The sequence below is a fragment of the Faucicola sp. SE7633 genome, assembly GCF_059264685.1.
On the sequence record NZ_JCADBW010000008.1, the window covers coordinates 1 to 12,637 of the forward strand.

Here is a 12,637-nt window from a genome sequence, read left to right on the forward strand (position 1 = left end):
TGGGTTTCGTTGCCGTAGCCACCTTTTTTGGCATCAAAGCTCACACCATCAACGTTTTGTCCCAAAAAGAAATTGGCTTGCATGATAGCAAGTACATCATCGCCAAGTTTTTCGCCAAGCTCGGTCAATGCACCATCAGCTTTGGCCTGTTGCCACATACGGTATACCACCAAGTCATATTTGATGCTCGACAAGCCGCGTGAGCCATGACGCGCCAGCAATTGAGTATAAACAGGCACGTAGCCTGTAGGTGCGGCTGGCAAATTGGCGATATCTTTGGGAGCTTGATAAGGAGTTTTGGTTTGGTAATAGGTCTCGATGACGATTGGCGTGGTCGGCTGGGTATTGGGCTGCGTGGGCGTGACGCTTGGGGTGGTTGGCTGCGTTGGTTGGGCAGGCTGCGCTGGGGTAGTGTTGGTTGGTGAATCGACGGCAACGATTTTGGTGTCGTTGTCATCGTCATTACATGCGGCCAAAGACAGTACGCCGACCACGGCTAGGGTTAGAAATCGTAGTTTCATCACAGCACCTTTTTACGTCTAATGTTAAGATTGGGTTAATTTGATACCGATAACGGCATAGCTTAGAAAGATTGTGTGACAAAATGATGAAGTGAGAAAAAATTCAGCAGGTTCAAGCCAAAAATACCAAAAAAATGGCTTAATACGTTGAATTAAGCCATTATTAAAAGGTTATCTAAATTAAAGTGGTAAGTTATTTAGCCGCTGCCCGTTCGGCACGGGCTTTTTTGACCAAATAATCCACCACTTGCGGCACGCGTCCGTCCTCACCGCTGACCACATACTTGCCATCGACCACCACAGCAGGCACACCCGTTAGCTGATACCGCTGCGCCGCGTCGGCAGAACGCGCAATGCGTGTATTGACGGCAAATGAATTATATAGGCTGTTAAATTTATTGATGTCTAAGCCTTGCGAGGCGTACCATTGACCGAGGCTGGCTTGGTCAAACAGCTTTTGGCGGTCTTTTTGGATGGCATCAAACATCGCTTGGTGGGTTTTGTTTTGGTAGCCCATGAGCTGCGCGGCATAAAATCCGCGTGCGTTTTGTTCCCACACGGGGTTGAGCGCGGCAGGCGTTTGTAAGAACACCACATCAGCAGGCTTGGTTTGCGCCCATTGGTGCATATACGGTTCAAGCTTATAGCAATGTGGACAGCCATACCAAAAAAACTCGCGCACGATGATGTTGTTGCCGTCGATTTTTTCAGGATTGGCAAGCACGGTGTAGTCTTTGCCCGCGACAAAATCCGCCGCCAAGGCAGGCAGCGCCGCTAGCCCCCATGCCAACCCAACCGCTGCCCCCAACGCACGCCTTGCAAATGTTTTCATGGTGTTGCCTTGCTATCAAAAATTAAAAAATTGTGCTCAAAATACGGTTAAAATCGGCAACGTCGTCCGATTTTTTTTGCCATTATAGCTTACCATGCACCTTGCGCAATGCCAAACCAAAACTGACAACTGCTAAAAAAATCCGACAGCGTGGCAAGGCATGGGCAAGAATCGCATGCGGCAAGTTTAATGGCTTGCCGCCAAACCAAAACATCCGCCACACAATCGCTACAGCCGATTGGCAAAAATTTGCTACAATGCCGCTTGCCTATTGTATTTTTTTAACGCTTACTAAATCCAGTTGATTATTCACGGTAGCCCAATGAATCAGTTCAATGACAACCAGCCCAATACCAACGCGCAGCACAGCCACACTGACGCACCCCTGCCAAACGCACAGCCGACTGCACAAAAAGCGCGCAACCAGTCTAGCGGCCAGCAAAATGTCGATGCGCAAGAAATCCAAAAATTCAATGACTTGGCCAGTCAGTGGTGGGACAAAAACGGCGCGTTTGCCACCTTGCACCAAATCAATCCGCTGCGCCTCAACTGGATTGAGCAGAAAGTTATCACGCGTCAGCAATCAGGCTTGACGGGCAAAACGGTGCTTGATGTTGGCTGCGGCGGCGGGATTTTATCGCACAGCATGGCAGAGCGTGGCGCGCGCGTGACGGGCATTGATATGGGTCTAGCAAACATTGAGGCGGCAAAAATCCATGCCAGCCAAACACGGCAGGATGTGACTTATGATTGCGTGGCGGTGGAAGACTTTGCCGCCACGCACGCAGGCGCGTTTGATGTGGTCACCTGTATGGAGATGCTTGAGCACGTGCCCAATCCGCAATCGATCATTGATGCGTGTTTTACGTTGCTCAAGCCCAATGGCGTGTTGGTACTCTCAACGATTAACCGCAATCCTAAGTCGTATCTGTTTGCCATTGTCGGGGCGGAGTATGTGCTGCGCTTGTTACCGCGCGGTACGCATGATTTTACCAAGTTTATCACACCTGCTGAGCTTGACCGTTTTGCCGAGCACAGCGGCTTTCGCCGTCAGGATTTGATTGGACTGCATTATAATCCCATCACACGCCACTATTGGTTGGCACAAAACGTCGATGTCAATTACATGTTGGCGGTGTACAAGCCCAATGCTAAATAAAGGCAGACCAAGCATGGCAAACGCTCACGTTCAGCAAGCGGTTTTATTTGACCTTGACGGCACGCTGATTGACACCGCGCCCGATTTTATCCGCGTGATTCACGCCATGTGCCGCGAGCAAGATTTGCCTTTGCCCAGTGAGGCGTTGATTCGAGAGCAAGTATCAGCAGGCGGACGCGCGATGGTTCGGGCGATGTTTGGCAACGATGGCGCAAGCCTTGCTGATGACGACCCGATGTTGGCGGCAAATTTGCAAGAATTTTTGCGCCGCTATGCCGCGGATATCTGTGTTGATAGCCGCGTGTATGATGGCCTGCTGCCGCTATTGGATAAACTTGAAACCAACGCCATACCGTGGGGGGTGGTGACCAACAAACCGCGCACCCTATCCGAAAAGCTCTTAACAGCCATCGGCTTAGCCGAGCGTTGTGCCGTGCTGGTCTGCGGTGATGACGTGGCACACCCCAAGCCCGACCCCGAGCCGCTTTATCTTGCCGCCAAGCAGTTGGGTGCGCCTGCCAGCGCGTGCTTATACATTGGCGACCATCTGCGAGATATCCAAGCAGGCAACGCGGCGCGTATGCCGACCATCGCAGCGGCGTATGGCTATGTATTGCCTGCCGAGCGTGACCAACTTGCCGACTGGCAAGCCGATGCCATCGCCGCCACGCCGTCAGACTTGGCGCGCTTGGTAGAAGACTGGCTCAATCTTGCCAAGACTTAATTTTGAGGCTTAATTTAAGGAAAATCTGATGACCCATGACGAGCTACGCGCCTTTGTGCCACCTGCCGACTGCCTGCGCGGCAAAAATATCTTGGTGACGGGGGCAGGTGATGGCATTGGCAAAGTTGCCGCCTTGACCTATGCCAAATATGGCGCGACTGTGCTGCTACTTGGCAAAACCATGAGCAAGCTTGAAGCCGTGTACGATGCCATCGAAGCGGCAGGTGGGGCAGAGCCTGCGCTGTTGCCGCTGAATCTTGAGAGCGCAAGCGACACCGAAATGGTGCAACTGGCGCATTTGATTGAAAAAGAAGTCGGGCATTTGGATGGCGTGCTACACAATGCAGGGATTTTGGGTGTTTTGACTCCGCTTGAGATGTATGACCCTGCGCTGTTTGAAAAAGTCATCCGCGTAAACTTCACCGCAACGTTTTTGCTGACCCAAGCCTTGCTACCACTGCTACGCGCCGCGCCGATGGCATCGGTTGTGTTCACAGGTAGTGGTGTGGGCAGCCGTCCGCGTGCGTTTTGGGGTGCGTATGCCTTATCCAAGCACGCGCTTGAAGGCATGTGCGATATTTTTACCCAAGAAACCCACACCACCACCCAACTGCGCTTTAATGTCATCAACCCCGGTGCGACGCGCACCCAAATGCGCGCCAGTGCTTATCCCAGTGAAGACCCCAATACCCTACGTGCGCCCACAGACTTGATGGCAGCGTATGTCGCGCTGATGGCAGATGTGAGCCGTGATGTCAAAGGGCAGGTGATTGACTTGCAGCCCAAATAACCACGCTGTCAGGTTTAACTGCTTGTAATTAACCATTTTTTGCCCCATATTGACTTGGTTAAACCAAAGCGAAACGCAAAAAATAGGGGAGCGTTATGGCAAGTGGATGGGCGGCTGACGGTGCCGAGCAAGAACAAATCAGCGCAACGGTTGAAGACGCAATCGCCCGCGCGCGTCGTGCATTACCAACGGGTGAGAGCGCCGAATTTTGCGATGAATGCGGTCAGCCAATTCCGCAAGCGCGCCGCCTTGCTATGCCGGGGGTGCGCTACTGTGTGGCATGTCAGCAGGCGCTTGAGCAACACCAACAAGCCTTTGAGCTGTTTAACCGCCGTGGCAGTAAAGATAGCCAACTGCGCTAACGGTGAGCATTGCCCGTGGGTGTTTGACAGGCTATCGCATGAACAACGGCAATCGATCAACAAGCGATTGCCGTTTTTTTTGGTTTTGGTTGGACAAAAGGCGCGACACCAGCTACCCTTACACTTGACTAGCCCACAGATTGAAGCCTTTGCCCCCTAAGATTGTCGACAAGATTACAAACTGGCACGCTCGCATGGGCGAAAGTGCTTCAGATTACCTAAATCGTGTTAAATCAGAATTAGGCAATAGCAAAAAGGTCGAATTTTACCGCCAATATTTAAACGAATTGGGTTTTAAAAACTAAACAAAAAATAACAGATTGTAAGGTGTTATGGTGCTAATTTTTTCCAAAAAATAGGGATTGTTACTATAAAAAATTTTCTTAAAGTATTAACACTAGGATTTGCTTTTAGTTCAGCAATTGTGTTTCTAGTTACACAGGCTCAAGCAGGAGCATATTTTGCTACTACGGCAGCAGCAACAGCTAAGGCTACACAATTAGGCTATAGTAAAATTAATGAGCGTTCAAACGGTCAGCCAGTCTATCAAGCAACAAAATCAGCAGTTGTAAAAGGGTTGCCCTATATTACGCCAGATGTTGATAGTCATAATGGCGGAGCGTGGAAAGCAGCTAGTTCTGTGGCAAGATTGGGTTCAAAAACAACACGTCTTGGTACTTATGACGAAAATTTAAACAGAATTGGGGATTAATTTATGAGTGATATTGTACAGTGGGAAGATAGAACTAAAACGATTAAGGAACTCATCAAAGAATTACAAAGCTTTGAAGACCAAGATTTAATTGTGATGGTTACCAATGATGAAGGCAAAACATTCAATTCTGTAAAACTTGTTAGTAAGGGGTTTGTTCCAAGCAAAGATGACCCTAATAAAGATGAAAAAGTTTATTGTGCTTTGCATATTTAATATCAAGCTCAAAAAAATAGCCGATTTTAAAAATCGGTTATTTTTTTGAGCCAACAACCGCAGGGCGTTAGCATTTGCACGTTATTTGTAAAGCAAATGTATTACAAACTTATTCCTTTAACTTGATTTGGGTTTAGTTCCTTTTGGATTTCCCTAACAGTTTGGTAAGTAAATCGTTCTGTTGTCTGTTGATGTTGGCTAGTTTCTCGTTCTCGCTGTTCAATCGCCCGTTCTGTGCGGTCAAATTGCGATTGACTGCTGTCAATCGCAATCGTTCTATTTGTTGTGATTGAGTGTTGTTTGTCGTTACCAATTCGGCTAACTGTCGCTCTAACTCGTTGAGCAAGTTGTTGTAATCGTTCATGAAGTCGTTTTGCATGGTCTAGTAACCCCCACGGTTTACCATTTATCCGAAATTTACTGTACCATATCGGAAAGCCTTGGCAGAATATGCTAAAATGATGCATCAAATTTTAGCCAGCTTGTTAGGATTGCTGAATCGGCAAGCGGCTGTGCCAGCCACGGCTGTTTGACCAAGCGGCAATGTTTAATCAGTCACTTGCAATCAGCCACTTTTTTTAATGAGCTGCTTTTAGGCGGCCCGATTCAACAAGCTATGTTAGACTAAGCTATTTTAGCCAGTAGCGATACGAGTACCGACAGATGATTGACCTACCGCCAAGCGCGATTGAACCGAGCCTAATGCCGCCGCGTGCCATTGATGATACCGTGCCGCTTGCCGCTGCCAAGCCCGATGCTGAGGCCGCGCTGCGTGCGTGTGCCGCTGCAGATGCGGTGCAACACTTTGATGTGGTGATTGTCGGTGGTGGTGCAGCAGGGCTGACATTGGCGCTGTCATTGCCACAAAACTTGTCGGTGGCGATGCTGATGAAAGATGAGCCGTTGGAGTCTAGCACGTATTATGCACAAGGCGGTGTGGCAGCGGTGTGGGCGCAAGATGATACGGTTGAAGCGCACATCAACGACACGCTGATTGCAGGCGCAGGGCTGTGCCATGAAGAGGCGGTGCGCTTTACGGTAGAAAACAGCCGCAAGGTGATTGAGTTTTTGTTGGCACAAGGTGTTGATTTTACGCTAGATGACACCAGCACCGATTTGCATTTGACGCGAGAAGGGGGGCACAGTCGGCGGCGTATCGCCCATGTTGCCGATGCCACAGGGCAAGCGATAGCCACGACCTTGCTTGCGCGTGTGCGCGAACGCCAAAACGTCACCTTGTTTGACCACCTGATAGCGATTGATGTCATCACCACCAATGGCCTGGCGCAGCATTTTGATGAACCCTTAAGTGAGCCCAATCGCGCGGTTGGTGTGTATGCGTTTGATACCAAGACGCAGCGCGTGCTGACGTTTGGCGCAGGTTTTGTTGCATTGGCATGTGGCGGTGCGTCCAAGGCGTATTTGTACACCTCAAATCCTGATATCGCCACGGGGGACGGTATTGCGATGGCGTGGCGGGCAGGCTGCCGCGTGGCGAATTTGGAGTTTAACCAGTTTCATCCAACCTGCTTGTACCATCCTGAGGCGCGGTCATTTTTGCTGACCGAAGCCCTGCGCGGTGAAGGTGCGTATTTGCGCTTGCCACCGTGCGAAAATCACCCCGAGGGCGAACGCTTTATGCTGCGGTTTGATACGCGTGGCGAGCTTGCACCGCGTGATATTGTCGCGCTAACCATTGATTTTGAAATGAAGCGGCTGGGGCTGCGGCATGTGTATTTGGATATCACCCACAAAGACCCTGAATTTGTCAAAGCGCATTTTCCCACGTTGTACGCGCGGCTGCTAGAGTTTGGCATTGACATCACCCAAGACCAAATCCCTGTCGTGCCTGCGGCGCACTACACTTGCGGCGGTGTGGTCGTCAATCAGCATGGGCAAACGGACGTGCTTAACCTGTACGCGCTTGGCGAAACGTCATTCACAGGGCTGCATGGTGCCAATCGCATGGCGAGCAACTCTCTGCTTGAGTGCTTTGTGTATGCCATGAGCGCGGCGGCGCATATGGGTGACAGCCATGCCAGCACCGCGCCCGTCATCCCCACCATTCCAACGTGGCAAATCAAAGACAACGCCGACCAAGACGAGGCGGTGATTTTGCTACAAAATTGGGATGAGCTGCGCCACACAATGTGGCATTACGTCGGTATCGTGCGCTCCAACAAACGCCTACACCGCGCGCTAAGCCGAATCTTGCTGCTAAAACAAGAAATGCAAGAGTATTACGCCAGTTTTGCCCTCAATAAAAACTTGATTGAGCTGCGTAACCTGTTGTTGGTGGCAGAACTGATTGTGCGCTGCGCCCTGCGGCGGCATGAGTCGCGCGGACTGCATTATAACCGCGATTTTCCGCAATCTTTGCCCACCCCTGCCGATGTGGTGCTAACGCCTGCCATGCCATAAACGCTGGCAAACGGGTCAATGTCAGCGCCAAATTTTTGGTGCGACATGCTAAGTGGCGCGCTTAACCAAGCGGTTCGACCGCGGCCACGATGCGCGCCAAGACCGTCTGTGTGTCGCCTGATGCGTCAATGCGCTGCACACGTTTGGGCGCGTGGGCTTGGCAATACGCAAAGCCTTGGTGAACGCGCTCAAAAAACGCCAGTTGCTGCTGCTCAAAGCGGTCAAGCGTGGTGGCATCCAAGTTGGCACGGCGTTTGGCGCGTGCCATGCCTTGCGCCACGGGCAAATCCAGCCAAATCGTGCAATCGGGCAAGCGTGGGACAAACTGCTTACTCAAGGTATGGATTTTTGCCAGTGTCTCAGCGTCGCCATGCTTGCGCCCAAACCCTTGGTAAGCAACGCTTGAATCAACAAAACGGTCGCACAGCACCCAACTACCTGCTGCCAATGCAGGTAAAATCGTTTGTGCAAGGTGATCGGCGCGTGCAGCAAACATCAACAACAGCTCGCTATCATCTGCCATGCTGGTGGCAGGGTCAAGCAAAAGCGCGCGCAAACGCTCGGCAAACGGACTGCCGCCGGGTTCACGCGTGGTCAGCACATCCATGCCTTGTGCACGCAAATGCTTGGCAAGGGCATGAAGCAAGGTGGTTTTGCCCACACCTTCAGTGCCTTCAAAGCTGATAAATCGCGCTGTCATATCGTGCGTTCGCCTTTTTTACTTTGTTGAAAAACACGTCAAATTAATTACCCTGTGCGCGTTTTTCACGCAGCACGCGCAGGTAGTCTTGTACCGCGCGGTTGTGGTCGGCAAGGTTGCTGGTAAACTTGTGCCCACCGTTGCCCGTGGCGACAAAATACAAGGCATCGGTGTCATTTGGGTGCAGCGCGGCTTGAATCGACTCAATGCTGGGTAGGGCAATCGGGGTGGGTGGCAAGCCGTCGATTTGGTAGGTGTTGTAGGCGGTTTTTTCGGCTAAGTCGGCTTTGCGGATGTTGCCGTCATAACGCTCGCCCATGCCATAAATCACGGTTGGGTCGGTTTGTAGGCGCATGTTTTTGCGTAGCCGATTGACAAACACGCCTGCCACTTCATTGCGCTCGCTGGGTACGCTGGTTTCTTTTTCGATGATGGATGCCATAATCAAGGCTTCGTACGGGCTGGCGTAGGGCAAATCCGCTTGACGGTTTTGCCAGTTGTCCATCAGTGCGGTATATTGGCGTTTAAAGAGGTCAGATAGGACTTTTTTGTCGCTGCTGCCTTCATTAAAATAATAAGTATCGGGCGAAAACCAGCCCTCAAGGTTGCCGTCTGGCATGTAATCGGCAGGCAAGTCCAAGCCCAATTTTGCGCTATCAACGCGCTTGCCGTCTTGACTGATGACATCGTTGGTGATGCCGCTGTTGTCTTTGAGTGTGCGGTATAAGTCTTTGGCGGTTTTGCCCTCGATGATTTGGACTTTGACAAACGCAACCTTCTCACCTTGCGCTAAAACGTCCAAAAACTGGGCAAAGCTGGCATTGGCAGGAATCTGGTAACTGCCTGAATGCAAAGGGGTTTTGACGTGGGTTTTGATATACAGTTTTGCCAATGGCGCAACAAACATGCGTTGGGTTTTGTCCCAGTCGTCAATCAGCCCATAGTACGTTTGCCCTTTTTCTACCGTCAGCATGTGTTTGGGTGCGTTGCTTGGCGCGTATAGGGTCTGTTGGTAGGCGTATGCCAGCCACGCCAACGCCAGCAGCGGCACAATGAGCAGCACCCACAGCCGTGTGCGCCCTGTACGTCGCCCTGCCGCGCGGTCGGTGAAGGCGCGTTTGGAGCGGTCAAGCAAGTCGGGTTCATTGGAATCTGGACGTTTGGGGGCGTTGGGTGTTGGCATAGTCGTGGGTGTCTGGCTAAAATTGGCAAGAATGTAGCAAGGTTTGGCTAAAATAGCAATATTCAACTGTAAAACCTCTACTACCCATTTTTGACAAAGGTCGGTGACGATTTGTTTTTGTTTTAGCCGATATAGCGCCAGACAAGCATTGTCTGCGGTGGTTTGTCACCCACACTCAGTGATAAGTGTGGGTATAAACGCAATGATAATGGGATTTTGGCTGATTGGGCATCATTGACACTAAATAAGGACACTGCTAAATTATATTTATATTTCAATCAGCTAACAAGCTATGCTTAAAGCCTACGAATACAGAATTTACCCCAATAGCGAATAAACCTTACTCAGCCTACCTAGCGCATTGACCAACTTTTCTTTTTCAAAAGTCGGGCTAAATTTCCACGTTTTACGTCTAAAAAAATTTTATGCAGTAAGATACGCTTGTATGGTCAGCACAAGTTAGACAGCTTGCCCCTGCCGATACGATTGCGCGATGGCGATATGGCAAAAGGTGGTAACCTATAAGGTTGTCATGGGACGTACAGGCTGTGGTGGTGAGAGTGGGTCAAATTTTACCTTTGTATCGCTTGTTGCTGTAAACTTACGTCTTTGGGCTTGACTGCCTCACTTTGCATAAGCTTGGGGGGGCAAAAATCGTTAAATTTGGGTAAATAAACTGGAAGCAATGCGCGTGTTGGCAAATTTGGGTCATGTGGGGTGGTGGATTGGGTTGGCCGTGCTGGTACTGGCGTGCCTGCAGACGCTCAATGCGTATGCCGTGCCGCGTTCAACGGCCGACTTTGTCCGCTTGTGGGGGCGTTTGGTTATCCACAATGCCGTGTGGTGGCTGCTGTGGTTGGCGATTTGGGCAGGTGCGATGCTGGTTTGGGGTCATGCCAATACGCTCACGGGCGTGCTGTTGGTGTTGGCATTGGTTGGCATCGGTTGGCGGCTGTGGTCAGCAAATCGGCTAAGCGTGCATCGGCAGACGATATTGGCAAAAGACTTGCCAAGGTTGGTTGATAATCAGCCCATGACATTGGTGGTGGTGCATGATTTGCGTGTGGGGGCATTGCGCTCTGCAGGCTGGCTTACGCGGCTGGTGCAGCGTGTCAATGCGCTGGATGCCGATGGCGTGCTTATCACAGGGCAATGGCTGGATGCGGCAGGCGCGGATGTGTTTGGTAAATTGATGATGCTAAAGGCTCTCAACAAACCGTGCTTTGGCACACTTAGCGCGGCAGACAAGGCACGCGATGCCAAACTTGCCACGCTTGGACAAAACAGTGACCAACAACTGGCGCAGATTTTGCCTGCACTGGGCGTGACCTTGCTAGACGACGCAGCACCAAGCGCGCAGACCACACCCGCGTTGGCACAAATCGCGCGCGCCCTTGATGGTCTGACCAGCAAAGCGCCCTTGCAGGTCGTTCGTATTCAGGCCTAAATTTGGCGTTTAACCTCAGCTTTTGAGGCACAACCACAACGGCTTACAAAATCCAACAAACCATGCCCAATAAACCCCCTCGACGCGCGCGCTACTTACGCTATACTGGTGTTGCTTTTAGTGTCATTGGGCTGCTGATGGTTGTTATCATCGCCCAGTTTTATTTTGCCACCCGTCAAGCGCAAGGTCAGCCAATGTTACCATCCACCGCCGCCCGTCCAAAATGGGCACAAATGATTAGCCAGTGGGGCGAGGCATTGCTCGGCAAAATCGAGCAGCATAGCCACAGCAACACCTATCATGAACCACCGCCCAAATTTGCCGCAACGCGCGAAGCCATGCAGTCGCTTGCCGACAAGATGCGTCAGTTTGCGCCTGTGCGCGATGAGCCCACCAACGACGCTGCCGTTACCGAGCTGGACGTACGCACGCTAAGCCATGGGCAGGTTGTGCCCATTCGCGGCAACGTGCGCTTGGTGCCTGCCAATGCCGATTTGTGGCAACAAAACATCAGCTTTGTCATCACCGACAGCGACACGACGCTAGACTGCCAAGGCGCGTTGCTGTCAAGCACCGATGACACCATCACCGCGATTGCCGTGCGCACACCGCCCAATCAGCCCACAGGCGTGCACAATGTGCGCATCAAAAACTGCCTGACATTGGGCTACAATCACGGCTTAATCATCGAGCAACAAACACCTGCCAACGCGCGTTATGAGACGCTGACCGCAGGCAAGACCACGCTTGCCGCCCAGCGCGAGCAATCGCCGCATGACATTTGGGTGGATAACCTGCTGGTGGCCCACACACGCAGCAGCGGTATTTTTATCGGTGACCATGTTCAGCGTGTGCATCTATACGGCATTGGTGTGGTCAAGGCAGGTACGGTTGGGTTGTATTTTGAATTTGGCAGCGGCCATAACACCGTCAGCCACAGCTATTTTAGCCAAAATGGCTTTCGCACGGGCAAGCCCAACCGCGAAGCCATCGCGATTGATTCATCGGTCAATAACCGCATCGAGTATTCGCATTTTGATCACAACGGCGCAGGCGGTATATTTTTATACCGCAACTGCTTTGAGCACGCCGATGACCCCAGCCGCAGCAACCACTTTTTGCGCACGCAAGGCAGCGACAGCAATCAAATCGCGCACAATGTGTTTGCCAATGAACCTGTCAGCGTGTGGATTGCTGCCCGTCAATCGCGCAACCTCAAAGGTTTTGCCTGTGGCGCGTACACCATCAGCGAAACACCGTTTACGCGGTATCATCTCGATGAGGCCGAGCGCAACCAAGTGCTTGACAATGACTTTACCAGTGGCAAAAACGCCATCATTATTGAAGATGATAACAATTTGGTACAGGGTAATTGCTTTGCCAGCGACCTTGAGCAGCCTATCGTCATCGGCTCAACCGTTCGTGAGCAATCCAGCGAAGGCGTGGTCAAAAATAACCGCATCTTGGACAACCGCTGTGCCAATGGTGCGCGCCAACCCACGATTGAGTTTGTTGGGCATAGCCAAGCGTATACCCAAACCCAATAATACTAAAATGTGTAGCCGCTAAC

At 51.3% G+C, this 12,637-nt stretch carries 13 protein-coding genes and 1 pseudogene; 10 read left to right on the forward strand and 4 right to left on the reverse strand.

The window, feature by feature from the left end:
• Both AC5L4R_RS04490 and AC5L4R_RS04495 read right to left on the reverse strand, forming a co-directional pair.
• Positions 1-521, reverse strand: a pseudogene (locus AC5L4R_RS04490) (hypothetical protein); the annotation flags it as partial.
• A gap of 193 nt (positions 522-714) precedes the next feature.
• Entirely contained in the window at positions 715-1,353 is a 639-nt protein-coding gene (locus tag AC5L4R_RS04495) for a thiol:disulfide interchange protein DsbA/DsbL (RefSeq protein ID WP_494472875.1), read from the reverse strand.
• A gap of 322 nt (positions 1,354-1,675) precedes the next feature.
• On the opposite strand from AC5L4R_RS04495, the gene ubiG reads away from it, so the two are divergent.
• The 7 genes from ubiG (at position 1,676) to nadB (ending at position 7,737) form a co-directional block, all read left to right on the forward strand.
• Positions 1,676-2,512: a bifunctional 2-polyprenyl-6-hydroxyphenol methylase/3-demethylubiquinol 3-O-methyltransferase UbiG gene (ubiG, locus tag AC5L4R_RS04500; RefSeq protein ID WP_494472876.1), complete on the forward strand. Its 837-nt coding sequence runs from the start codon at positions 1,676-1,678 to the stop codon at positions 2,510-2,512.
• A gap of 13 nt (positions 2,513-2,525) precedes the next feature.
• Positions 2,526-3,236, forward strand: a complete 711-nt coding sequence (locus tag AC5L4R_RS04505) for an HAD family hydrolase (protein WP_494472877.1) — start codon at positions 2,526-2,528, stop codon at positions 3,234-3,236.
• 28 nt (positions 3,237-3,264) lie between these two features.
• Positions 3,265-4,026: a YciK family oxidoreductase gene (locus tag AC5L4R_RS04510; RefSeq protein WP_494472878.1), complete on the forward strand. Its 762-nt coding sequence runs from the start codon at positions 3,265-3,267 to the stop codon at positions 4,024-4,026.
• 95 nt (positions 4,027-4,121) lie between these two features.
• On the forward strand, positions 4,122-4,388 hold the full coding sequence (locus AC5L4R_RS04515) for a DksA/TraR family C4-type zinc finger protein (RefSeq protein WP_494472879.1): 267 nt from the start codon (positions 4,122-4,124) through the stop codon (positions 4,386-4,388).
• A 424-nt stretch (positions 4,389-4,812) separates the two neighbouring features.
• Positions 4,813-5,100, forward strand: coding sequence for a toxin C-terminal domain-containing protein (locus tag AC5L4R_RS04520; protein ID WP_494472880.1), 288 nt, complete (start codon positions 4,813-4,815; stop codon positions 5,098-5,100).
• Positions 5,101-5,103: 3 nt separating this feature from the next.
• Positions 5,104-5,316 (forward strand): hypothetical protein, encoded by a 213-nt coding sequence (locus AC5L4R_RS04525; protein ID WP_494472881.1) that lies wholly within the window; start codon positions 5,104-5,106, stop codon positions 5,314-5,316.
• A 663-nt stretch (positions 5,317-5,979) separates the two neighbouring features.
• Complete coding sequence (nadB, locus tag AC5L4R_RS04530) at positions 5,980-7,737, forward strand: L-aspartate oxidase (RefSeq protein WP_494472882.1); 1,758 nt, start codon at positions 5,980-5,982, stop codon at positions 7,735-7,737.
• Positions 7,738-7,798: 61 nt separating this feature from the next.
• Here nadB and tmk read toward each other — a convergent pair whose 3' ends face one another.
• Together tmk and mltG are read right to left on the reverse strand one after the other, a co-directional pair.
• Positions 7,799-8,437 carry a dTMP kinase gene (gene tmk, locus AC5L4R_RS04535; RefSeq protein ID WP_494472883.1) on the reverse strand — a complete coding sequence of 213 codons (639 nt, stop codon included), beginning with the start codon at positions 8,435-8,437 and terminating at the stop codon, positions 7,799-7,801.
• A gap of 43 nt (positions 8,438-8,480) precedes the next feature.
• On the reverse strand, positions 8,481-9,620 hold the full coding sequence (gene mltG / locus AC5L4R_RS04540; protein WP_494472884.1) for an endolytic transglycosylase MltG: 1,140 nt from the start codon (positions 9,618-9,620) through the stop codon (positions 8,481-8,483).
• Positions 9,621-9,912: 292 nt separating this feature from the next.
• On the opposite strand from mltG, the gene AC5L4R_RS04545 reads away from it, so the two are divergent.
• The 3 genes from AC5L4R_RS04545 to AC5L4R_RS04555 all read left to right on the forward strand — a co-directional run bounded on the left by AC5L4R_RS04545 (position 9,913) and on the right by AC5L4R_RS04555 (position 12,614).
• Positions 9,913-9,957 carry a helix-turn-helix domain-containing protein gene (locus AC5L4R_RS04545; RefSeq protein WP_494472944.1) on the forward strand — a complete coding sequence of 15 codons (45 nt, stop codon included), beginning with the start codon at positions 9,913-9,915 and terminating at the stop codon, positions 9,955-9,957.
• Between the two features lie 357 nt (positions 9,958-10,314).
• Positions 10,315-11,067 carry a hypothetical protein gene (locus tag AC5L4R_RS04550; RefSeq protein WP_494472885.1) on the forward strand — a complete coding sequence of 251 codons (753 nt, stop codon included), beginning with the start codon at positions 10,315-10,317 and terminating at the stop codon, positions 11,065-11,067.
• A 62-nt stretch (positions 11,068-11,129) separates the two neighbouring features.
• Positions 11,130-12,614 (forward strand): right-handed parallel beta-helix repeat-containing protein, encoded by a 1,485-nt coding sequence (locus AC5L4R_RS04555; RefSeq protein ID WP_494472886.1) that lies wholly within the window; start codon positions 11,130-11,132, stop codon positions 12,612-12,614.
• Positions 12,615-12,637: the final 23 nt, after the last annotated feature.

Excerpts from the sequence above, each read along its gene's own strand:
- AC5L4R_RS04495 (WP_494472875.1), bottom strand. The coding sequence starts at position 1,353 with ATGAAAACATTTGCAAGGCGTGCGTTGGGGGCAGCGGTTGGGTTGGCA.
- ubiG (WP_494472876.1), top strand. The coding sequence starts at position 1,676 with ATGAATCAGTTCAATGACAACCAGCCCAATACCAACGCGCAGCACAGC.
- AC5L4R_RS04505 (WP_494472877.1), top strand. The coding sequence starts at position 2,526 with ATGGCAAACGCTCACGTTCAGCAAGCGGTTTTATTTGACCTTGACGGC.
- AC5L4R_RS04510 (WP_494472878.1), top strand. The coding sequence starts at position 3,265 with ATGACCCATGACGAGCTACGCGCCTTTGTGCCACCTGCCGACTGCCTG.
- AC5L4R_RS04515 (WP_494472879.1), top strand. The coding sequence starts at position 4,122 with ATGGCAAGTGGATGGGCGGCTGACGGTGCCGAGCAAGAACAAATCAGC.
- AC5L4R_RS04525 (WP_494472881.1), top strand. The coding sequence starts at position 5,104 with ATGAGTGATATTGTACAGTGGGAAGATAGAACTAAAACGATTAAGGAA.
- nadB (WP_494472882.1), top strand. The coding sequence starts at position 5,980 with ATGATTGACCTACCGCCAAGCGCGATTGAACCGAGCCTAATGCCGCCG.
- tmk (WP_494472883.1), bottom strand. The coding sequence starts at position 8,437 with ATGACAGCGCGATTTATCAGCTTTGAAGGCACTGAAGGTGTGGGCAAA.
- mltG (WP_494472884.1), bottom strand. The coding sequence starts at position 9,620 with ATGCCAACACCCAACGCCCCCAAACGTCCAGATTCCAATGAACCCGAC.
- AC5L4R_RS04555 (WP_494472886.1), top strand. The coding sequence starts at position 11,130 with ATGCCCAATAAACCCCCTCGACGCGCGCGCTACTTACGCTATACTGGT.